Here is a 22,610-nt window from a genome sequence, read left to right as displayed (position 1 = left end):
CAGGGAATAGTTCACCGTTTGGCTCTCTTCTGTATACATTGAAACAAAAATGGAATTGAGGAACATTGATGAAGATGCTGGATCCCAAAAAGCTTTTTGTTCAATACCGCCCCAACTCAGTACCAACGGACCCCAAATCTCCCCGCCGCTACACCCTGACCCATTCCGACACGACGGCCCAGCTTTTTTTAGTGGTTGGCCCTGAATTTGCCCATGATACCGCTAACTCGATGCGGGATGAAGTCTATGCAGAATGGAAAACCTTTAACCGCGAAAAAGTGCTGTATGGTTATGTACTGGTCGCGGATGAAAATACATCGGAATCAACAGCCAGAAAAAGGAATGAAATCTTTTTGCGGGAGCTGCCCCGTGTTCTTGAAGCCTTCCGATACGGCGACCGCTATTTTTTTGACGCCCACCCGGAGTATAAGGAAGCACCAGTTTATATTCAATTTGAATCGGTCTATCCCGAATTCCGCCAGGTCAAACCTTATGGCCCTATTTCAAAATATGTATAGCCCATCGAGGTGATGACTGTGCAAAAACCAAAACGCCGTCCCTATACAAACCTGCTCATTCAACAATACGAAACAGGTCACGGAACCGTCCAGTACCCGCAGATTGTGGGCCTTGCTAATATGGAAAAACAGAACACACTGAACACGGCGATAAAAAACAAGGTTTTTCAGCTGATGGCTGAGAATGGGATCAAACGAAAGAATTTGGAGGAGATGACAGGAAGTTTTGAAGTGAAGCTCAATCAGGGAAAGTGGCTCAGTATCGTTTTTACCAATTCTGCATACTGGAAGGGTGCCGCTCACGGCCTAACATTGCAGGATTCCATCACCATGGATGTGAACAGCGGCAAAGTCTATCTGCTGGGCGATTTATTCAAGGCGAACAGCTTTTACAAAACAAAGCTGACCAATATCATCAAGAAAAAATTTAAGGAATACCAGTTTCCTCTCATTCAGCCATACGAGAGCGTGAAGGAGGATGACCGCTTTTTTTTAACCTCCAAAAATCTGGTGATTTACTATCAAAGCTATGAGTACACTCCTTATTATGTCGGCCTTCCGGAATTTCCGATCCCTTTGACCAGCCTTTCTTCCATTCTTAAACCGGAATTGCTGCCTACTCCTTGATCTTAAAAAGCCGGTTCGTCGCTTTTAAATCGGGGATGCTTCCGGCGCCGATTCCGAACATGGCCGCCCTCAGCTCAAATTCAATTTGCTCCAGCCTGGAAACCATGGCGTCTTCGTCTTCAAGAGCGGCTGCCGGCAGCAGCGATCGGCCAAATCCAACCACATCCGCTCCGAGAACCAAGGCTTTTGCTGCATCCACTCCATTTTTCATGCCTCCGCTGGCGACGATATTACTAAATTCAGTTCCTTTCCGCACCTCAATAAGAGCATCGGCAGTGGACAGTCCCCATTGCTGAAACGCTTCTGCTGCCTGCTCCCTCATTTTGTTTTTTGAACGGTACTTCTCGACTTGAATCCAGGACGTTCCCCCTGCTCCCGCAACATCAATAAACCGGATGCCTGCATTCTTTAATTTCCGTGCGGACTCGGCATCAATGCCCATTCCCACTTCTTTCACTCCTACAGGGACGGGCAGGTGTGCGGCCACCTCTTCAATTTTGGGAAGGAGATTTGAAAAATTAGTGTCCCCTTCCGGCTGGAAGGCTTCCTGCATGCTGTTGAGATGCAGGACGAGCGCATCCGCTTCCGCAATCTCCACCGCCCGCAGGCACTCCTTGATGCCGTAGCCATAATTGAGCTGGACAGCGCCAAGATTCGCGATAATCGGTACGGTGGGCGCATATTTCCGGATGTTGAAGGTATACGCCACATCTTCATTTTCCACAGCCGCTCTCATCGAGCCGAGCCCCATCGACCATCCCCTTTTCTCGGCAGCCAGCGCCAGTCTCCTGTTGATCTCGTACGCCCGTTTTGTGCCCCCTGTCATGGAACTGATCAAAAACGGTGTACGCCGGCTCTTTTTCATAAAGGCCGTGGAAAGATCGATGTCGCGGAAGTTGATTTCCGGAAGCGCATTGTGCTTAAACGTGTACCTCTCAAACCCTGTCGTCACGTTTCGGCTCTGCACTTCCTTGTTCAGCGCGATATCAATATGCTCGGTTTTTCTTTTTTCTGTAGGGTTTTGTTGTTCATCCATCATCATTCCTCCGTTCAGGCCCGCTATATGTCTTCCTAGACTTCCCTGGTTTAACATAAGAAAAACAGGCAGCTTGAAAGCCTTCTGCCTGTTTCTCCCCACTATTCACTTATTTAAATAAGGAAAGGTACTCACCATATCCTTCTTTTTCGAGGTCGCTTTTTGGGACAAACCTCAATGCGGCAGAGTTGATGCAATACCGCAAGCCGCCTTTATCCTGCGGTCCGTCATTGAACACATGTCCAAGATGGGAATCGGCGGATTTGCTTCTGACTTCGGTACGGACCATAAAATGGCTGTAGTCCTTTTTCTCTTCGACTTCCGACTGCTGGAGAGGCTTTGTAAAGCTCGGCCAGCCGCAATCGGAATCAAACTTGTCCAGCGAGGTGAACAGCGGTTTTCCTGAGACAATATCCACATAAATGCCTTCTTCTTTATGATTCCAATACGGATTCTGAAACGGAGGTTCCGTCGCATCGTTCTGGGTCACCTCATATTGAATCGGTGTTAACTTATTCTTCAGTTCACTTTTGTCTGGTTTGTTGCTCCAATTTTTTTTGATAAAATCTTCCCTCCCTGAACCCCTGCGGTACTGCTGGTAATGCGCCGGGTTCTTTTTATGGTAATCCTGATGGTACGTCTCGGCAGGATAAAACGTGGATGCCGGAAGAATCGGCGTCACAATCGGTTTTTCGAAACGTCCGCTTTCGGCAAGCTCCTGTTTCGATGACTCCGCCAGTTCCTTCTGTTGTTCTGTATGATAAAAAATGGCGGTGCGGTACGAATCGCCGCGGTCATAAAACTGGCCGCCGGGATCAGTCGGATCAATCTGCTGCCAGAAAAGCGTCAGCAATTTTTCATATGGAAAAACATCCGGATCATACGTGATTTGCACAGCCTCATAATGTCCGGTCGTGTCGGAGCAGACTTCCTCGTACGTCGGATTCTCGGTGTGCCCGCCGGTATATCCTGAAACCACGGAAATAATGCCTGGCTGCTCCTCAAATGGCGAAACCATGCACCAGAAGCACCCTCCCGCAAACGTAGCAAGCTGCTGATTCTCTTGAGTACCCAAAAACCTCACTCCATTTCTTTGGAAATCTAAAATCCCATTTCCCCTATCATAAAACAAGTATCACTCATTTCAAAAAAATAACTCCTCCGGTTTATGAAAATGACGTGATATGCAACTAAATCATGTCGAACCGCAACTAATTTGGCCTGCACCGCAAGTATTTCTTGTCGAACCGCAAGTAAATGAGGCAAAACCGCAACTAAACCTTGTCGAACCGCAAGTAACGCTCCCAACAAGGCTTCTGACCCGCCCGCAAACACCCGAAATAACCCCTCGTTCGGTTTAACTTCCCCTAAATGGGCAAACTAGGGATAAGAACGGCAAGTTAGGAGGAAAAAAACATGGCAAGAAAAAGCCGCAGACCCCTGGTTCCTGAAGCCCGCCCTGCACTGGACGAGCTGAAGGCAAGGGTAATGAGGGATGTTGGTTATACAGTGGATCCGTCTCAGCCTGAGGCGGTTAAATATGAAGTAGCAAAAAGCATGAATGTGCCGTTGGAAAAGGATTACAACGGACAGCTGACGGCCAGGCAGGCAGGTACCGTTGGCGGCCAGATTGGCGGCCGGATGGTTAGTGAGCTCATCAGACAGGCGAAACAGCATTTGAACAAACAGCATTAAAGAAAGGCTGACGCATGGCCCCATTTACAGACCAGGCGCTCAGCCTTTTTGGCGTTACTTTTTAGAAGGCAGTAACAATAAACCATCCCCGATTGGCCGTTCACCCGCTGCGTCGGATGGGTCATTCACCAACTCGCCGTTCACATTCATGGTGGTGGATCCCCCGCCATCCAGGTTCACTGCTTCTGCTGCCCCCAGCGCTTTCATTAAACGCGCTTCTTCTTCAAAGGTCATGCCGATGCTGTATCCTGGCTTTTTGCCATCCACCGTCACCAACAGCAGGTTTCCGTTCGGCTTGATGCCGGCAATGGTTCTTGGATTCCTGCGCTCGCCAAACCGATAGTAAAACTCAGGATCAACAGGCTGATGAAATCCTTCCTTCGTGGAATTGATATAGGTTTCTCCATGCTTCAACAGCCGCGGACCGCCGTTTACCACTCCATATTTCGCAGAAGATGGCAGGGCCTTGTTGTCGGCAGTGACTGTCTTTTTAACGGTCAGCTTCCTGCCGGGCACCGCATGCTCTTTTAGCCAGTCGGCAGAATCTCCGGTTCCCGCGATGACTGAGCCGCCTAAAGGAATGCTTGCGCCACGTGAAGAGCGGATTTCGAGCACCTTTCCATCACGGCCAAGCACCACATCTGTCCCGGAGCCTTCAGGTGCTCTGTTTCCAAACACAGAGGTGTACTGAATCAATTCATCCGGATCGGTACACGTAAAGTCGTGGCGGGGAAGTACGGTTTCTGTGTCATCGATTCCACCGCAGCCGCGGACAAGTCCCGGGTCCCGGTTCAATCCATCAAGATTTACCTTATCGCCATGCGAATCCTTGACTATCAGTTTGGTTTTTACCGAGGAAATGCTGGCCTTACTGTTGCGGTTCAGAACCAGGCTTGTTCTTCCTTTTACGGCTTCACTGATAAGATCGCCGTTGATGACAGAAACCCCCGCAAGGTCTCCTTCTGTTCCATCCTGCGGTCCCATGACAAAGTAACCGCCGTTCACTCCGGCCACAGCACCAGTGGATTTCGCCATATCACTAAGCTTTTCCTTGCCAGGAACGATACCCTGGCCGAGAACCGGCTTCAAGCTGCCGTTCCACTTGCGGTCGATTTCAAGCAGGCGGACCGCCCATGGACCTGTGGACTCTTCTCCGTCTTCAGGTATATAAACAACTTTGGATTTATTGTATCCGTCTGAAACCAGTTTCTTTTGTTCACTTTTTGCTTCAGCGTCCTTTTGAAAAGGACCGGTTCTAACGAGATACCCAAGGGGTGTTCCGCGTTTTGGATCATCCTGGGCCCGGTCAGCCAGCGTTTTAACCGTCGTTTTGTAGCCTTTACTTTTCAGTTCACTAGAAATGCGCTCGGCCTCAGCACGGCCCTCTGTAAATGCAGCATCAACCATATATCCGGAAGGACCGCTCGCCTTTCCGTATACAGAGTCTGTATATGTAAGACCTTTCTCAAGTTTTTGCACGTGTGTGGTCTTTGGTGTAGTAAATGATTCTTCCTGAGCGTTGGCAAGCGGAGCTGGAAGCAGAATTCCCATCAAGCTAAAAAATAGAGCAGCACGGCCCATTCGATTCTTCTCTAATCTTTTCACAGCTATACCCCTTTTCCTTTTTTTAGTAAATTCCCCTTAAGTATAACTTATGGATGTGTAGAGTGGGTTACAGCCTGTTAAAAAATTGTAAATAGTGAAAAGGTTATCCTTGTAAAAAATCGCGCAAATTTCTTTATTGTTTTTTATTGACAATTTAATCGGCAAGCATTTATTATATATTTTGTGCATAAATAGTTGGTATGCGAACTATTAATAAAACAAACTGTTCACAACATTAGAAAGCGGGGATGATAGATTAATGAATCTGCTCAATAATGAGCTCCTGGATTCCTTTATAAAAATACAAAAAGCCTTGTACTCACTGATGAAGGAAGACGCGGACAGGGCAGGGTTGACGGTGGTGCAGCTAAAAGCGCTGTACAAAATCCACCGTTCGCCAAACACTGGCCTGAGGGAGCTTGCAGCCAGTCTAAAATTAACGAACAGCACAATGAGCGGCGTAGTTGACCGGCTGGTATCCAGCGGTTTGCTGGAGCGGGAAATTTCGGCCGCAGACAGAAGAGCCATTACTTTGAAACTGACAGAGGATGGCGAACAAAAGCTTCGGGAAGCTACAGGAGATGATTCTTCTTTTACCAGGAGAATCATGGAGATCACAAAAATGGATCCTGAAGATAAAGACCATCTGCTGAGAATCCATCAGCAAATTATGACGATTTTAACATCCAAGGAGGAAAACCATTCATGAACATGCGCCGTTTAGCGGTTTTAAATGTAATCATTTTAGTTATTTTAATCGGTGGCGGTATTGCTGCCTACTACTATTACAACCAATCTGCAAACTATATTAAAACAGATAATGCCCAAATCTCGGGCCAACAAGTAACCATTGCGGCTCCGGCCAACGGAAAGCTGACAGATTGGAAAGGCGAAGTCGGCAAGGAATTCAATAAAGGATCTGAAATTGGAACAATTACAGCAGCTCCTTCCCAGGGATCCACTTCCATGTCCAAAGTAAAAATTGATGCACCTAAGCATGGCACCATCGTTCAGCAGGCTGCTGTACAGGATTCTTTTGTAGCTGCCGGAACGCCTCTTGCCCACGCTTATGACATGAGCAACCTTTGGGTAACAGCCAATGTGCAGGAAACAGATATTGATGATGTGAAAAAAAATCAGGACGTCGATGTATATGTAGATTCATTCCCTAACAACACTCTTTCCGGGAAAGTGGAAGAGATCGGCCTGGCAACCGCCAACACGTTTTCCATGCTGCCAAGTTCAAATAACACAGGAAACTATACAAAAGTAACTCAGGTTATTCCTGTTAAAATTTCATTAGACAGCTATTCTGGCCTTGATATTGTTCCAGGAATGAATGTAACCGTACGGATCCACAAGTAGGTGGTGAGACGATGTCAATATATATCATAGGCTATGTCCTTATATCCATTGTTCTTTTGCTGACGGTGAACCTTATTGCAGTACGTGCCAACCGGAGAAAACAATGGGAAGATCAGAATCAAGTTTCGGAGACGGCCACGGGCCATCCTTACGAATCCAACGAATTGATTGATGTGACTTTAGAAGATACAGCAGTTTCTGAGCCCGCTCTGGAGTATGTAACGTCTGCAGCCGAACAGCAGCAGGAAGAACGCGCACTTCAGCCGGTCAAAACCGTCAAGCAGGATGAACCCATTCCAGTCGGGCGGATTCTTACGGTCCTTATGCTGGGCGCCTTTATCGCCATCTTGAACCAAACGTTGCTTAATGTAGCGATTCCCCACATCATGAATGACCTGAATGTGTCTGCTACCACTGTTCAGTGGGTTTCCACCGGCTATATGCTGGTGAACGGGGTATGTATTCCGATTACCGCGTATTTGATTGAAAGGTTTGGTACGAGGTCCTTATTTATAGCGGCCATGTTCCTGTTTACTGCGGGAGCCGTCATCTGCTCCATTTCCACATCATTTGGTTTATTAATGGTGGGACGTGTGGTCCAGGCTGCTGGTGCAGGAATCATCATGCCGCTGATGATGACCGTTTTTCTTACCGTCTTTCCTATTGAAAAACGTGGTCAGGCGATGGGTACGATGGGGATTGCGATGCTTTTCGCTCCCGCTCTCGGGCCAACACTCTCAGGTTATATCGTCGAACATTACTCCTGGAGACTGCTCTTTGACATCATCATTCCGTTTGGTGTCATTGACCTGATCATCGCTTTTGCATGGATGAAAGATGTTATCCAAAAATCCAATCCAAAGTTCGATTTTGCGGGATTTATCTTTTCTACAATCGGCTTCGGTTCCCTGCTGTACGGCTTCAGTGAAGCCGGAAGTGAAGGCTGGACCAGCGGGATTGTACTATCAACTATTATCATTGGGTTGGTTTCCCTTGCTGCCTTTACATGGAGGGAGCTCACCACTGATAAACCAATGTTGAATTTGCGTGTATTTAAATATGATGTGTTTGCCCTGACAACCGTCATCAGCATGATTATCAACATGGCGATGTTCGCAGCCATGATTCTTCTGCCCATCTATCTGCAGAACATCCGTGGATTTACACCGCTGGAATCCGGTTTGCTTCTATTGCCGGGTGCCATCATCATGGGGATTATGTCTCCGATTTCCGGTGCGCTCTTTGACCGGATCGGCGCACGTCCGCTCGCCATCATCGGGCTTATCATTACCGTCATCACCACATGGGAATTCAGCCATCTTTCCACCGACACCACCTATGGACATATTTTGTTTATGTATGTGTCGCGGATGTTCGGTATGTCCTTCTTGATGATGACCGTCATGACCGCCGGTATGAATCAACTGCCGCGGCACTTAAACAGCCATGGTACGGCAACATCCAACACGATGAGACAGGTCGCCGGCTCACTCGGCACCGCCTTCCTGGTAACGATCTTTTCCAACCGCCAGGATTTCCATACCGCGGATTACGCCAATATCGTAACCACCTCCAATCCCATTGTTTTTGAGAAAATCAATGCATTGGGCCAGGGACTTGCCCAGGTGGCCGGACTGCCTGCAAGCGCCGGAAGTTCATTGGGCATCCAGATAATTTACGGCACAGCTGCAAAACAAGCGGCCATCGATGGAATTAACGATGCCTTTATGGTCGCAACAGGAATCGCCTTTGTGGCTCTCGTTCTGTCATTCTTCATCAAACGAGTGATACCGTCAGGAAAATAAATTCAATGAAAAGAAACTGTCTTTCGGGACGGTTTCTTTTTTTATTTTCGCATGCTGCCTGCTTGATTTTTTGAAAATCCATGAAAACCCTTTCATATCAAGGGGTATGCTTGCTTAAAATTTCCGAAAATATCCACATTTTTTCAATTTGCCTGATTTTTATCCATCCATAATACACCCCCTCATCCCCCTTCACGTTCTATCACATCCCATGATGAAATTAAATACGGCATCCTCCATATTCCTCCCTTTATGGACCTCATCCACACTATCTCGGCATAAGCGGTTGTATCGATTTTCAAGCTTCGTTATACTCGTAACCGTTGCTTATTGAACCGGAAAAAGAACCAACATGAGGAGTGAATGTTTTGAGTCTATCTACTATTAAAAACAAACGTATTGTTATAAAAATCGGATCAAGTTCCCTGACAAGCCGGCATGGCGAAATCAGCAGAAGAAAACTGGAGCGCCTGGTGGACGAAATCGTCATGCTTAAGGATGACGGACACGAGGTCGTGCTTGTTTCTTCAGGTGCAGTGGCTGCCGGATACCGGAAGCTCGGATGCCTTTCAAGACCGACATCCCTTCCTGAAAAACAGGCTGCCGCTTCAATCGGACAGGGACTATTAATGGAAGCTTATTCAGAGAGATTTATTTCTCACGGATATACCGCTTCACAAATCCTGATTACGCGAAGTGATTTTTCAGACAAGAAACGATATACAAATGCAAGAAACACGATAAATGTTTTATTGGACCGCGGCATCGTGCCCATCATTAATGAAAATGACACGATCACGGTGGAACGATTGAAATTTGGAGATAATGACACCCTTTCAGCAAAAGTATCTGGCCTTGTCGACGCCGATCAGCTTCTGATCTTATCAGACATTGACGGGCTGTATACGGAAGACCCAAGAAATAACCCGGATGCCCGTTTGCTGGAAGAAGTATATGAGATTACACCGGAAATTGAAGCATCTGCGGGAGATTCCGCGAGTGAAGTGGGGACCGGCGGCATGCGTTCTAAAATTGATGCAGTGAAAATCGCCATGGCATCCGGCATTCCTTCATTCCTTGGTGATGCTGCAAAACCAAACATTATCTATAATGCCGTACAGGAAACAGCAAGAGGAACGTATTTCACACCGAAGGATGACAGTGAGAATCTTGATGTCAGAAGACAATGGATTGCGTTTCATTCAGGTCCGGAGGGCGAAATCGTGGTATCAGATAAAGCAAAATCCGAGATTATCGAGCATAAAAGCCTGTACCCTACAGGTATTGAATATGTAGAAGGATATTTTAAAAAAGGCGCAGTAGTGCGCATTAAAGATATGGACGGCATTCAGGTCGGACTTGGTGTCAGCAACTACTCTTCCAAGGACTTAATCAAAATTAAGGGCCATACACGGGAAGAAATTGCAGATATTATCGACGTGGATCCTCAGGAAGCCATTAACAATGCCGATCTTGTTTGCCATACCAGACTAGCTGTACCGCTATTATCATAAGGAGGCGTTCGATGAGTATTTTAGAAAAAGAAGTAACCCAGATGAGTGTAAAAGAACAGGCCAAGGCTGCACAACTGGCGTCAAAGATACTGGCCGGCCTTACTGAACAAGAAAAGAACGAGGCACTGCATATTCTGGCCGACGAGCTGGAACAGCAGGCTGCCTTTATATTAGAAGAAAATGAAAAAGATCTGCAAAACGGAAGAGAAAAAGACTTTACCCAGGCTTTCATGGACCGTCTTTCCCTTTCAGAGGAACGAATCTCCGACTTTGCTGAAGGTTTGAGAGAAGTGGCGGGACAAAAGGATCCAATCGGGGAGATCGTGGACGAGTGGACCCTGGATAACGGCATGAAGGTCGAACAAAAGCGCGTGCCTCTCGGAGTCATAGGGATGATTTATGAAGCGCGCCCCAATGTCACGGTGGATGCAACCGGACTGGCGCTCAAGTCAGGAAATTCGATCGTATTAAAGGGCGGGTCAAGCGCACTGAATTCCAATAAAGCCATCATCCGCGTAATACAAGAGGCTTTAGCAAAAACAAAAATCCCCGCGGACGCTGCCCAGCTGATCGCAACGACCGACAGAAAAGCATCCGCAGAATTGTTTACAATGAAGGAACATATTGATGTTCTTATCCCTCGTGGCGGAGGCTCACTTATCAATACCGTAGTGAACGAAGCCACCGTACCCGTTCTGGAAACCGGAGTAGGGAACTGCCATATTTATTTTGATGAAACAGCAAATGTTGAAAAAGCATTTAATATCCTGATTAACGCAAAAACAGATCGTCCTGCAGTCTGTAATGCGGCAGAGACACTGATCGTTCACCGAAAGTGGCTGGATGAGCATCAACAGGAACTCGAACAGGCATTGAAGGTGCAAGGCATTACGGTCCATGGTGATGACCACATCGTTTCCACCTTTTCCGAGGCCGTGCCTGCCACTGAACAGGACTGGGCAGAGGAGTTCCTCAGCCTTTCCATTGCAATTAAAACAGTAAACAACGCAGAAGAAGCGATTGAGCACATTGACCGCTACGGAACGAAGCACTCTGAAGCCATCATCACAGAAGATGCCCGTTCAGCAGCAAACTTTATGAACCGCGTTGATGCAGCAGCTGTGTACCATAACGCGTCCACACGCTTCACTGACGGCTCTGCACTGGGTTTTGGGGCTGAGATCGGTATTTCCACCCAAAAGCTCCATGCACGGGGCCCTATGGGCTTACCAGCACTGACTACTACAAAGTATTGCATGACAGGCGACGGACAAATTCGATAAATAAGGATATAGAAAAAGCATGGCGCATCAGCCATGCTTTTTTCGTGCGTCATTGTTGCTTGCCACAGCAGTTTACCATGTATTTAGAATATTGTAAAAATATTGTCCCTATTTTTTGTTTTTTAGTAGTAAATTTTTTCAAATGTGGTATACTAACTGTAACAAATTGTTCACAAAACAGACCTAACTTCGACACAATTGGAAACGCTGTCACAATTTTAAGGAGTTGATTAGAATGGATGTTTATGTTGTCTACCTTTTTGTGGCTACGGCTACTCCGTTATTCCTATGGCACGATCATAGAAAGTTGGCTTTATGGCAGATTCCATTTATTGCGATCATGTGGCTGTATGTGGGACTGTACATTCTCGGAGATTTAAATCCTTTAGCACATTTACTGTTTAACATAGTATTTGTTGCAAACGTGGTATTCGCCCATGTAGCGGCATTCAAGATTTATGCGATTCCGTTTATCCGACGCGAGCGTGAACGACGCAGACTATACCGCGAATCCAAATAAATTAACTTATAAAACCATCCGGGAGACCGGGTGGTTTTTTTGTGGCTGTTTGAACTGGAAAGGATAAAAAAAGACCCCGCAGAAATTGCAGGGTCTTTTCTCTGTTCTTATTTATGGTCACCGTGGTCCATTTTCATGTCCCCGTCCATTTTCATATCATGCGTTTTGCTGTCCATCTTATGATGGTCATGCTCCGCGTGTCCTGCACTCATTACCCATACAGAACCTGCTACGATAACAATTGCAATGAAAGCCGCAAACAGGATGTTCCCTGTCTGTGTCTGCCCCGTAAGCTTGCTTTTCTTCTCGGAGCTCTCGGTCATATGCATGAACATGAGTAACTGAAGAGCTGCTTGCAAGAAAGCAAAGATAAAAATGATAATCAATATGGTGCGGGTAGAAAATCCGGTCTCAAACGTCACCCATAGAGCCAGTGCAGTAAGGATAATGGATAAAAGATATCCAATCACGTGCTTCCATGGAATTCCGCCGTGCTCTCTGGATAGAGAATCTTGTGGATTAGCCATTGTGCAACACCATCCCTGTTAAATACACGGCGGTAAAGATAAAGATCCACACCACGTCAAGGAAGTGCCAGTAAAGACTTGAAATAAAGACTTTAGCAGACGTTTGAGGTGTTAGTCCCCGTCTTGCCACCTGTATCAAAATTAAGGTAATCCAAGCGATACCCATTGTTACGTGCAGTCCGTGTGTCCCTACGATTACGAAGAACCCTGACCAGAATGCGCTTGTCCCGAGAGCAGCGCCCTCATGCACGTAAGTTACAAACTCGTAGATCTCATAGCCAAGGAATCCTGCACCTAAAGCCAATGTGATGATCATCCAAGTAAATAGACCTTTTCTATTGCGGCGTCGCATTTCGTGAATTGCGATACCACATGTAAAACTACTTGTCAGTAGAAGGAAAGTTTCAATCAACACACCTTTTAATTCAAAAAGTTCATGTGGGGTAGGACCGTCAGCTGTTCTGAACATTAAAACCAAATATGTTGCAAACAGTGTTGAAAACAACGCGATCTCCGCCCCAAGGAAAATCCAGAAACCGAGGATGTTTAAACGCCCGGTCTCTGACTGGTATTCTAAAGGCGTGTTATGATCGTGTACTTCTGCATGTGCCATTGTTCACGCCTCCTTTAAACGGTTAACCGTTCAGTTTCTTTTATTTCTTCTTCACTTACATAATATCCTTCGTTTGGATCGAATGAACGGATGATCAATGTAATAAACACACCGATCAAACCAACAATACCCATCCAGAACCATTCAAACACTAAACCGAAACCTGCAATAAAGAAGAAAGCAGACATGAAGAATGGAACTCCTGAATTATCAGGCATGTGGATCTTTTTGATATCCTTAATCTTCGGTTTAAGATCTACATTGTCCCGTTTCATCTGGATCAATGGATCAAAGGATTTTACAGTTGGAGTAATGGCAAAGTTGTAATGCGGCGGTACGGCTGAAGTGGTTGACCATTCAAGCGTACGTCCAAGACCCCAAGAGTCGCCAGTATTTTCTCGCTCCGAATAACGGAAGCTGAAGTAAAAGTTATAAACAAGAATCAAGAATGCAACACCCATCAAGAATCCACCAACAGTGGAAAGCATGTTCAGGTTACCCCAGCCTGATGCAGCGCTGTATGTGTAAACACGACGCGGCATTCCATCAAGACCAAGAATAAACTGAGGGATGAAACATACGTTGAATCCGATATTGAATACCCAGAATACCCATTTTCCGATACGCTCGTTCAGCTTGTAGCCAAACATTTTCGGGAACCAGAAGATCAGCCCCGCGAAACATGCGAACACGGTTCCTGCGATCAATACATAGTGGAAGTGGGCAACCAGGAAGTACGTATTATGGTACTGATAGTCTGCCGCAGCCATCGCAAGCATGACACCTGTAACCCCACCAATGACAAAGTTCACGATAAAGCCGAGTGACCAGAGCATCGGTGTCGTAAAGGAAATCTTACCTTTGTACATCGTAAACAGCCAGTTGAATATCTTGATACCGGTTGGTATACCGATGATCATGGTTGTGATGGAGAATACTGAGTTAACAAGCTCTCCTGAACCCATTGTGAAGAAGTGATGGACCCAAACCATGAAGCTGTACCCGGCGATGATAATCATGGCCCAAATCATAGCTTTGTAACCAAAAATCGTTTTGCGGGAGAACGTACTGATAATTTCTGAGAACATACCAAAAGCAGGAAGAACAACAATGTATACTTCCGGATGGCCCCATAACCAGAAAAGGTTCGCCCAAAGCATATCCATTCCAGCCCCTTGAAGGGTGAAGAAATGGGCACCGAATAAACGGTCAAATGTCATAAGTGCAAGCGCTACTGTAAGGATCGGGAACGCAAACACGATGATAATCATAGTAATCAATGCTGACCAGGTAAATACCGGCATTCTGAACAATGTCATACCAGGTGCACGCATTTTAAGAATGGTAACAAGGAAGTTAATACCCGTTAGCAGGGTACCAATCCCGGCTATCTGCAATCCGAGCAAATAGTAGTTCTGCCCAGGACCAGGACTCAATTCATTACCGGCAAGCGGCATATAACTGGTCCAGCCTGCAGATGGTGATCCCCCGATTACGAAGGAAACGTTGAAGAGCATCGCACCAATAAAGAATGTCCAGAAGCTGACGGCATTCAAATATGGGAATGCTACGTCGCGTGCTCCGATTTGAAGCGGAATAACGACGTTGATAAGTCCAATCAAGAATGGCATCGCCATGAAGATGATCATGATGGTACCGTGTGTGGTAAATATTTCGTTATAGTGCTGTGAATCGAGAAACTTGGAATCAGGTGTGGCAAGCTGCACACGCATGAGCAAAGCATCGACCCCGCCGCGGAACAGCATGAGTACTGCGGATGCAATGTACATGATACCCAATTTCTTATGGTCAACGGTAGTGAGCCATTCAGTCCATAGCCACTGCCATTTTTTAAAATATGTTAAATAGAATAGGATTCCGATAACTGTTAAACCGATAGAGACGTCCGCACCGTAAATCAGCGGGTCCCCCGTAACAAAAAATTCATCCCATTTCATAATTTAGTGCCTCCTCTATTAATGGGAATGAGATTCTCCATGAGTGTCGGATTCCGGTTTGTTCGCATCTTTCTGTTTGGATCCATGCGGATTTTGCGGAACCTCGCCCAGACGCTCACGAGTCTTCACTGCATAGTCTGCTTCTTTAGCATGATCTACCCATTTTAAGTGTGTTGACGAGAATGTCATTTTTTTCGCTTCGCCTTGAATCATTAATTGATCATATTGCTTTTTAGACAACTTAGGCGCCTTGCTCTTTGTATCCTTCGCCCACTTGTCGAACTCGCTTTGAGTAACGGAATGCACATCAAAAATCTGGTGAGCAAATCCTTCACCATTAAAGTTGGAGTTTCTTCCGGAGAATGTTCCGGTATGGTCGGCTTGCAAGTATAATTTTGTTTCCATGCCGGCCATGGCATATTTCTGTCCTCCGAGTTCCGGTACCCAGAATGAAGACATTGAATCTGCAGAGGTCAATCTAAACTGTACTGGACGGTCTTTAGGAATATTGATGTAGTTGACCGTTTCAATACCCTGCTCCGGATAGGAGAAGATCCATTTCCAGTTTACTGCCGTAGCATTAATGACAAGAGGTTCTTTCTTTTGACCGGAAGCAGATACCGGCACCTTCTCGACATCATAAATCGTCTTTACCGTCGGAATGGCAAGGGCGATGATAATCAAAATAGGGATAACTGTCCAGATGATTTCAAGCTTTTTGCTTCCATGCTGATCCGGCTCATAGTTATCGTCGTTCTTTCGGTCGCGGTATTTAATAACGATGACTGTGAATAAGACGTATACCACTACACAAATAAGTGCCATAAAGCCAATAGAGTAAAGAATAAGATCCTTCTGTTGCGCAGCAACAGGCCCTTTAGGATCAAGAACTATATAATTACTGCATCCGCCCAAGAAGAAAACGGACAGCAAAAGTCCCAACGCAAAAAACGGTTTAAACCGCTTAAACACTAGGCCCACCTTCCTTCCTTTAAACATCGTGTGAGATTTCTCACTGTAAAATAAATAACATTGTGCTTTTGTTCACATAATACCAAATTTCCGCCAAAAATAGATACCCTTTTATAAACTGTCATAAGTTCTTCAACTAAATTTCACGAGTTCATCACATATTTTTCAAAGAATGTTCATATTTCTGGAATTTCCTTCTTACGCTTCCATTTCCGAATTTTTTCCATGCGCAAGAAAAGAAAAAGTCGCCGTCTGCGGCGACTCTTTTAAGTTCTAACCATGATATTTCCCTCTGCGTTTCATATTAAACCATTTCCTTAAGATAATTTCAACACTTAAGTATTTCCATTCTTACACTTATTTTTTACCGAATATTGCCTATTTATTCCCTTGTGGGGTTTCAGGACTGATCGACTCGGGATGGTAGACCATTTTTCCGCCATAATGCCCAGTAAGGGACAATGTAACGGCACCGGCTAATGAAAGAACAAGCACCAGCGGCAAAAGTGGCTTAGTAAATCCAAACCTGTGGAGCAGCTTCAGGAGAACCACAGCTCCAAAAATAAAAAGTGTGACGAGTGCATAGGTCTCATGAATATGAACCGAGCTCTCAATACTGTGGCCAACTTGGTCTCTTAAAAAGTGTTCCGCTCCGTCACCTGACACATAAGCGAGGATCCCTGTCAAAAAGCCGGATGAGAAAAGGAATAATGCCAGCTGATCAAAAAACGGTTTTCTCCAAATGGCGATAATCTGCACAATTACACCAATGATAAGCAATGCAATCGGAAAGTGAACCAATACTGGATGAAGTGGGGTAGATAGCATAGAAAATTTCAGCTCCCTTGTGTTTTCCTTAAGATACACAAAGAAACTGAAATTAAACTGAAAAACGTAAGCTATGCAAGAATGGGCAGCTTGACTCTGAAGGTTGTGCCCTTGCCGGGTTGGCTTTCAGCATCTATGCTGCCCGCATACTGATCGGTGATTTCCTTAGCAATGGATAAACCAAGACCAGCACCGCCCTGATGGCGTGACCTCCCCTTTTCCACACGATAAAAGCGGTCAAACAGGAAAGGCAAATCTGCCGGAGGAATGCCCTCCCCTTCATCCTTTATTTCAATTACAAGCATACTTTTCCCCTGCGTTTTCAGCCTGATTTCAACAGGAGAACTTGCCTCAGAATATTTAATGGCGTTATCCAGCAATAGCTGAAGCAGCTCTTTGATTCTTCCTCTGTCGGCTTTAACCATAAGGTCGTTGGATGGCGCAATCACTTTGATGGTTCTTGGGTTATGGGAAAGCTGCTCAAATTGCCGGGCCGTCTTTCTTGCAAGTTCATTTATCGAAAAGGATTCTCTATGGATTCCCTGCGGCTCCTGCTCTTTGGCCAGGGTCAGGAGGTGAGATACCAGGGTTTTCATTTGCCGGACCTCATCCTTTAATTCCTCAAGGGTTTCCCGGGAAAAGGAGGACATCTTGCTTTTCTCCTCTTTTTCCAGCACTTCAAGTGATGCAGAAAAAATACTGATGGGCGTCCGGAGTTCGTGGGAAGCATCAGCAATAAATTTTTTCTGGCTCTCCATATTTTGAATCACCGGCTTCAGCGCTTTTCTGGACAGCCGTTCGCCCATAATGACTGACAAAATAAAAACCGCCAGCCCAAGCAGGGCAAGCATAAAGAACCAGCGTTCAACCTTTTCATGGATTCCACTGATGTTTTTTCCAACATATAATGCTGATGTTTTATTCAGGCGTGCACTGGCAAAAATAATGTGCTGTTCCTCATGGTCGTGTTTTTCCTTTAAATCTGCGAGTTTGCCTTCGCTGGAACAGCATGGACGGCTTTGAACCAGCCGGGTAAAATCCTCATCCGCTTTCCCTTTAGAATCAGTTGAGCCGTTTTTTACCACAACGGAATAATAGAGGGAACCTGGTTCCGATGTTTCAGCACTTTCACCGGTCTCTGAACCCTTGTATTTACCCAGCTCATAATGCAGGATATCCTGAATGTCCTCTCTGGCTGTTTCAAACATCATGCCTTTCACCAGAAAATATAACAGTACAAAGACAATGAACAGCGTAAAAAAGAACCAGCTGCTGTAATTCCATGTCAGTTTCCGCCTCAATTGATGCAGCATTAGTCTCTCACCATTTGATAACCGACTCCCCTGACGGTCTGAATGTATTTTTTCTCACCGGAAGGATCCATCTTTTTTCTCAATAACTTGATAAACGCCTCAAGGGTATTCATGGTTACGTCACTGTCCGCTCCCCAAACATATTGAAGAATCGCTTCTCTGGTCAGCACCTGGTTTTTATGGCGGGCAAACAGCTCCAGAAGCTGAAATTCTTTTGGCGTCAGCTGTATGGATTCATCTTTATGCATCAGCACACGCCGTTGCATATCAAGGCGCAAATCTCCGATCTCCATCCAGCTTTCTTCATATGGAAGCGTCCGCCTTCTGCCCAAAGCAGCCAGCCGGGCAAACAGCTCTTTGAACTCAAAAGGCTTTGCCAGGTAATCGTCTGCCCCGGATTCAAAGCCGAGAACAAGATCATCCACCTCGTTTCTTGCCGTAAGCATGAGAATGGCACCATTATAGCCTTCATTCCGAAGTTCACGGCTGACAGCAATTCCGTCTTTTTCCGGAAGCATCCAATCTAAAATCATAATATCAAAGGGTTCTTCAAGACCGCGGTACAAAGCGGTTTCCCCATCTTCACACCATTCGACCCGATATCCCTCATCTTCAAGCATTTTTATGACCAGACGTGCGAGACGGCGGTCATCTTCAGCCAACAAAACCTTCATTCATCATTACTCCCATATGGATCATTACCTCCGGGGCCTTTTTCCGCTTGACCGGTAAGACTTCCGGGGGTTCTGATTTTTTTTCGATTCTGAGGAGATGATTTCCTTCTTCCGCTCCGGCTTTTCCAACACTTGCTTTTGGATGGATTGATGGATTCCTTTTTCAATCAGTTCCAGATACTTTCTGTCCTTCTGTGCTACCAGGGTGATCGCCAGCCCCTTGCTTCCGGCACGTCCTGTCCGCCCAATCCGGTGGATATAGCTTTCCGCATCCTGGGGAATATCATAATTGATTACGTGGGTAACGCCCTCGACATCCAGCCCCCGTGCAGCCACATCGGTCGCAATAAGAAAACGCGTCTCTCCCTGCCGGAACCGCTGCATGGCCGCTTCCCGTTTCGCCTGGGACAGGTCGCCGTGCAGTTCATCCGCGTTAAACCCGGCATCCAGCAAGGCTTCATACAATTTGCTTACTCTTCGTTTCGTCCGGCAAAAAATGATCGCGAGATATGGCCGGTGGATCCGCAGCAATTGTTTCAGGTCATCCTGCTTCGAGCGGTCGGTTGTTTCGATTACCCGCTGCCTAATTTCTTTCACGGTGATTTCTTGTTTTCGTATTGAAATCTCTTTCGGATCTTTCATATAGGTTTCTGCCAGTTTTACGATCTCAGGAGGCATCGTAGCGGAAAAAAGCATTGTTTGCCGCTCGTTTGAGGTCTGGCTGATAATTTCCTCAACGTCCTCCAGGAATCCGATATGAAGCATCTGGTCCGCTTCATCCAGAACAAGCATGGTGGTTTCCGATAAATCCACTGTGCCCCTCCTGACGTGGTCGAGAAGGCGGCCGGGAGTGGCGATGATGATCTGAATGCTTCCGCCAAGCTTATGGATTTGCGCCACTACGTCCTGGCCTCCATAAACGGATAACACATCAATGCCCAGCGGTTCACTCAGTTTCCTTACTTCCTCAGCCACCTGAATCGCCAGCTCTCTTGTCGGTGCCACAATCAGCGCTTGTACACTCTCTAGCTCCGGATCAATGCGCTGCAGGATCGGCAGGGCAAATGCCATGGTTTTGCCTGTACCGGTCTGTGATTTGGCAATTACATCCGCTCCCTCCAACAGTAGGGGTATGACCTGCTCCTGCACCTGCGTTGGCTGGTGAATCCCCTGGTTCCTTAAAGACTCGAGAAGCAGCGGATGCAGCTGCATGGATTTAAAATCTGCCATCGATGTACTCCTTTCCGTTCTAAAAAAGGAAGCCGCTTCAGGCTTCCTTTTACTTTACTATTTAATTTGCCACTTTGTTGTTCAGCTTATCAGTAAGCTTTGTCAGCATGTCTGCTGTCATTTTATCTAAATTGTAGTCAGTTTTAAAGCCCCATTCATTTGCAGCAGCAGATGAATCGATATGGTTCGGCCAGCTTTCGGCGATCGCCTGTCTGATCGGATCCACATCATAATCCATTGTAAAGGATGGCATTTGTTTTTTAATGGAAGATGCAATTTGTTCCGGTTCCACGCTCATGGCAGACACGTTAAACGAATTGCGGTGAACGAGCTTCGCAGGGTCTGCTTCCATCAGGTTGATAATCGCATTCAGGGCATCAGGCATATACATCATATCCATGTAAGTTTCCGCATCAATAAAGGACGTATAGCTTCCTTTGCGAACCGCTTCATAATAAATTTCAACCGCATAATCCGTTGTTCCGCCTCCAGGAGGAGTTACATACGAAATTAATCCCGGGAAACGGAGGCCGCGCGTATCCAGGCCAAATTTGTGATAATAATAATCGCAAAGCAGCTCGCCGGCCACTTTGTTCACACCGTACATGGTGGTCGGACGCTGAATGGTATCCTGCGGCGTCTGATCCTTCGGAGTGGATGGGCCAAAAGCGCCAATGGAGCTAGGCGTGAAAAACTGGCAGTTCATTTCTTTGGCCACTTCAAGTGCATTTACCAGGCCTCCCATGTTCAGGTTCCAAGCCAGCAGAGGCTTGGCTTCTGCGGTCGCTGAGAGCAGGGCTGCAAGGTGGATGACGGTATCCGCGCCATGTTTTTTCGTAATGTTTGCCATCGCTTGCGCATCAGTTACGTCCAGCACTTCAAATGGTCCGGAATGAACAACTGCACTGTCAGTTTTACGAATATCTGTAGCAATAACATTGTCATTTCCATATATGTTACGGGCATGCATGACCAGCTCTGAACCAATTTGGCCAAGCGCCCCAGTAATCAGTATCTTCTTCATCATAAATCCTCCACATCTATGCCGTTTTTACGATCAGGAGATAATCCCCATCTGCTTGCCAACTTTTTCATAAATCGCAAGAGCCTGGTCGAGCATTTCCTTTGTATGAGCGGCAGTAGGCATATTTCTTACCCGGCCGGTTCCTCTTGGTACGGTAGGAAAAACAATAGACTTAGCATAGACGCCTTCTTCATTCAGCTTTTTACTGAACTCCTGCGTCTTCACTTCATCCCCAACGATAACAGGTGTAATGGGTGTTTCGCTGTTTCCAATATCAAAGCCAAGCTTTTCAAGGCCCTGTTTTAAGTACTTGCTGTTTTCCCAGAGACGTTCCTGCAGCTCGGTGCTTGCAGTGAGGATTTCAATGGCTTTTGTACAAGCAGCCACATCCCCCGGAGTAAGGGAAGTGGAGAACAGGAATGGACGGCTTCTTACTTTGAGCCAGTCGATCAAATCCTTCTTGCCGGCCACATATCCACCAACAACACCAATTGCTTTTGAAAGTGTGCCGATCTGGAAATCTACGCGGTCGGACAGCCCAAAGTGCTTCACCGTTCCTGCACCTTTGCCGAGCACACCCGAACCGTGGGCGTCATCAACATACGTAATCAGGTCAAATTCTTCTGCAATTCCAACGATTTCAGGAAGTTTGGCAATATCTCCGTCCATGGAGAAAACACCGTCGGTAATGACCATGATTTTGTTATATAATCCGGACTCCTTGGCTTCCTTCGCTTTCGCACGAAGATCTTCCATGTCGGAGTGGTTCACACGGATGATTTTTGCTCTTGATAACCGGCAGCCGTCAATAATGGAGGCATGATTTAATTCATCAGAAAGAATGGCGTCATTTTTATCCATGACAGCAGAGATGGCAGCCATGTTGCAGTTGAAACCGGACTGATAAGCGATCGCGGCTTCGGTATGCTTGAATTCCGCCAGCTTTTCCTCTAGCTTCAAATGAAGCTCCATGGTTCCGTTAATGGTACGCACCGCTCCTGCACCAACACCAAATTCGTCAATGGCCTCTTTGGCAGCTTTCTTCAGGCGCTCATCCGTCGCTAATCCAAGATAGTTGTTGGAAGAGAGGTTGATCAGTTCGTTTCCGCCCACCTTGATGACCGGTCCGTTCGCACTTTGAAGCGGATCAATCACGTTATAAAGCCCTTTTTCTTTTAAATCTCCAAGGTTTTCCTGTAAAAATTGGTCCAGTACATGACTTGACATACATTACTCTCCTTTCATGGATAAAAAAATTGTTATGTGAGCCTGAACAAATGTACGTGTGAGAAAAACACTTTAATTCAGGTTTTAGTTAGTGGTGATAAGTATCTTCTTCTTAAATTATATTATCATATTTCTGTTTTGTTTACATCATGTGGACAATATTTGCACTTCTCTGTCTACTATTTTATTCCCCGTTTCTGGGAGATTTATCGGTGGACGCAAAAAAGCCGCCGGCGTGTGGGGAATGTTCGGCGGTGGGTTTCTCTAAGTTGCTCT

23 protein-coding genes are annotated in these 22,610 nt (G+C 46.2%); 9 read left to right on the top strand and 14 right to left on the bottom strand.

Annotated elements, in window-relative coordinates; translation table 11 throughout:
* The first annotated feature begins 68 nt into the window (after window positions 1–68).
* Together QYB97_RS09410 and QYB97_RS09405 are read left to right on the top strand one after the other, a co-directional pair.
* Complete coding sequence (locus QYB97_RS09410) at window positions 69–518, top strand: staygreen family protein (RefSeq protein ID WP_301165744.1); 450 nt, start codon at window positions 69–71, stop codon at window positions 516–518.
* An 18-nt stretch (window positions 519–536) separates the two neighbouring features.
* Window positions 537–1,145 carry a DUF3298 and DUF4163 domain-containing protein gene (locus QYB97_RS09405; RefSeq protein WP_301165743.1) on the top strand — a complete coding sequence of 203 codons (609 nt, stop codon included), beginning with the start codon at window positions 537–539 and terminating at the stop codon, window positions 1,143–1,145.
* Here QYB97_RS09405 and fni read toward each other — a convergent pair.
* The 3 genes from fni to QYB97_RS09390 form a co-directional block, all read right to left on the bottom strand.
* A complete protein-coding gene (gene fni / locus QYB97_RS09400; RefSeq protein WP_301165742.1) occupies window positions 1,135–2,181 on the bottom strand; it encodes a type 2 isopentenyl-diphosphate Delta-isomerase in 1,047 nt (348 codons plus the stop codon). The genes QYB97_RS09405 and fni overlap by 11 nt on opposite strands.
* Before the next feature lie 109 nt (window positions 2,182–2,290).
* Complete coding sequence (gene msrA / locus QYB97_RS09395) at window positions 2,291–3,256, bottom strand: peptide-methionine (S)-S-oxide reductase MsrA (protein ID WP_301165741.1); 966 nt, start codon at window positions 3,254–3,256, stop codon at window positions 2,291–2,293.
* 26 nt (window positions 3,257–3,282) lie between these two features.
* Window positions 3,283–3,516 (bottom strand): hypothetical protein, encoded by a 234-nt coding sequence (locus tag QYB97_RS09390; protein WP_301165740.1) that lies wholly within the window; start codon window positions 3,514–3,516, stop codon window positions 3,283–3,285.
* 81 nt (window positions 3,517–3,597) lie between these two features.
* On the opposite strand from QYB97_RS09390, the gene QYB97_RS09385 reads away from it, so the two are divergent.
* The gene (locus QYB97_RS09385; RefSeq protein ID WP_301165739.1) at window positions 3,598–3,876 is read left to right on the top strand and encodes an alpha/beta-type small acid-soluble spore protein; all 279 of its coding nucleotides are present in this window, start codon (window positions 3,598–3,600) and stop codon (window positions 3,874–3,876) included.
* A 54-nt stretch (window positions 3,877–3,930) separates the two neighbouring features.
* On the opposite strand, the gene QYB97_RS09380 is transcribed toward QYB97_RS09385, so the two are convergent.
* Window positions 3,931–5,481, bottom strand: a complete 1,551-nt coding sequence (locus QYB97_RS09380; protein ID WP_301165738.1) for a phosphodiester glycosidase family protein — start codon at window positions 5,479–5,481, stop codon at window positions 3,931–3,933.
* 259 nt (window positions 5,482–5,740) lie between these two features.
* On the opposite strand from QYB97_RS09380, the gene QYB97_RS09375 reads away from it, so the two are divergent.
* From QYB97_RS09375 to QYB97_RS09350, 6 genes are all read left to right on the top strand, one after another.
* Window positions 5,741–6,190 carry a MarR family winged helix-turn-helix transcriptional regulator gene (locus tag QYB97_RS09375; RefSeq protein ID WP_301165737.1) on the top strand — a complete coding sequence of 150 codons (450 nt, stop codon included), beginning with the start codon at window positions 5,741–5,743 and terminating at the stop codon, window positions 6,188–6,190.
* The gene (locus tag QYB97_RS09370) at window positions 6,187–6,846 is read left to right on the top strand and encodes an HlyD family secretion protein (RefSeq protein WP_301165736.1); all 660 of its coding nucleotides are present in this window, start codon (window positions 6,187–6,189) and stop codon (window positions 6,844–6,846) included. The genes QYB97_RS09375 and QYB97_RS09370 overlap by 4 nt, the downstream gene beginning before the upstream one ends.
* Window positions 6,847–6,857: 11 nt before the next feature.
* Entirely contained in the window at window positions 6,858–8,651 is a 1,794-nt protein-coding gene (locus QYB97_RS09365) for a DHA2 family efflux MFS transporter permease subunit (RefSeq protein WP_301165735.1), read from the top strand.
* Between the two features lie 368 nt (window positions 8,652–9,019).
* Complete coding sequence (proB, locus tag QYB97_RS09360; RefSeq protein WP_301165734.1) at window positions 9,020–10,165, top strand: glutamate 5-kinase; 1,146 nt, start codon at window positions 9,020–9,022, stop codon at window positions 10,163–10,165.
* Window positions 10,166–10,176: 11 nt separating this feature from the next.
* The gene (locus QYB97_RS09355) at window positions 10,177–11,448 is read left to right on the top strand and encodes a glutamate-5-semialdehyde dehydrogenase (RefSeq protein WP_301165733.1); all 1,272 of its coding nucleotides are present in this window, start codon (window positions 10,177–10,179) and stop codon (window positions 11,446–11,448) included.
* A gap of 235 nt (window positions 11,449–11,683) precedes the next feature.
* Window positions 11,684–11,968, top strand: coding sequence for a spore morphogenesis/germination protein YwcE (locus QYB97_RS09350; RefSeq protein ID WP_301165732.1), 285 nt, complete (start codon window positions 11,684–11,686; stop codon window positions 11,966–11,968).
* 107 nt (window positions 11,969–12,075) lie between these two features.
* Here the strand turns inward: QYB97_RS09350 and qoxD are convergent, their stop codons facing one another.
* From qoxD to QYB97_RS09300, 10 genes are all read right to left on the bottom strand, one after another.
* Complete coding sequence (gene qoxD / locus QYB97_RS09345) at window positions 12,076–12,495, bottom strand: cytochrome aa3 quinol oxidase subunit IV (protein ID WP_301165731.1); 420 nt, start codon at window positions 12,493–12,495, stop codon at window positions 12,076–12,078.
* Window positions 12,488–13,108, bottom strand: a complete 621-nt coding sequence (gene qoxC / locus QYB97_RS09340; protein ID WP_301165730.1) for a cytochrome aa3 quinol oxidase subunit III — start codon at window positions 13,106–13,108, stop codon at window positions 12,488–12,490. Before qoxC ends, qoxD begins: the two co-directional genes overlap by 8 nt.
* 14 nt (window positions 13,109–13,122) lie before the next feature.
* Window positions 13,123–15,066: a cytochrome aa3 quinol oxidase subunit I gene (gene qoxB, locus QYB97_RS09335; protein ID WP_301165729.1), complete on the bottom strand. Its 1,944-nt coding sequence runs from the start codon at window positions 15,064–15,066 to the stop codon at window positions 13,123–13,125.
* 18 nt (window positions 15,067–15,084) lie between these two features.
* Entirely contained in the window at window positions 15,085–16,038 is a 954-nt protein-coding gene (qoxA, locus tag QYB97_RS09330) for a cytochrome aa3 quinol oxidase subunit II (RefSeq protein ID WP_301165728.1), read from the bottom strand.
* A gap of 378 nt (window positions 16,039–16,416) precedes the next feature.
* Window positions 16,417–16,866 (bottom strand): DUF2231 domain-containing protein, encoded by a 450-nt coding sequence (locus QYB97_RS09325; RefSeq protein ID WP_301165727.1) that lies wholly within the window; start codon window positions 16,864–16,866, stop codon window positions 16,417–16,419.
* Window positions 16,867–16,937: 71 nt separating this feature from the next.
* Complete coding sequence (locus QYB97_RS09320) at window positions 16,938–18,179, bottom strand: sensor histidine kinase (RefSeq protein ID WP_301165726.1); 1,242 nt, start codon at window positions 18,177–18,179, stop codon at window positions 16,938–16,940.
* Entirely contained in the window at window positions 18,179–18,853 is a 675-nt protein-coding gene (locus tag QYB97_RS09315; RefSeq protein ID WP_301165725.1) for a response regulator transcription factor, read from the bottom strand. Before QYB97_RS09315 ends, QYB97_RS09320 begins: the two co-directional genes overlap by 1 nt.
* Window positions 18,854–18,877: 24 nt before the next feature.
* A complete protein-coding gene (locus QYB97_RS09310; protein ID WP_301165724.1) occupies window positions 18,878–20,083 on the bottom strand; it encodes a DEAD/DEAH box helicase in 1,206 nt (401 codons plus the stop codon).
* Window positions 20,084–20,144: 61 nt separating this feature from the next.
* Window positions 20,145–21,107, bottom strand: coding sequence for an L-threonine 3-dehydrogenase (locus QYB97_RS09305; RefSeq protein WP_301165972.1), 963 nt, complete (start codon window positions 21,105–21,107; stop codon window positions 20,145–20,147).
* Window positions 21,108–21,140: 33 nt separating this feature from the next.
* Window positions 21,141–22,334, bottom strand: a complete 1,194-nt coding sequence (locus QYB97_RS09300; RefSeq protein WP_301165723.1) for a glycine C-acetyltransferase — start codon at window positions 22,332–22,334, stop codon at window positions 21,141–21,143.
* Window positions 22,335–22,610 lie beyond the last annotated feature (276 nt).

It is taken from the genome of Fictibacillus fluitans (assembly GCF_030418125.1).
GTDB classification, from domain to species: Bacteria; Bacillota; Bacilli; order Bacillales; family Fictibacillaceae; genus Fictibacillus_C; species Fictibacillus_C fluitans.
This window is presented reverse-complemented; position numbering and strand designations above follow the sequence as displayed.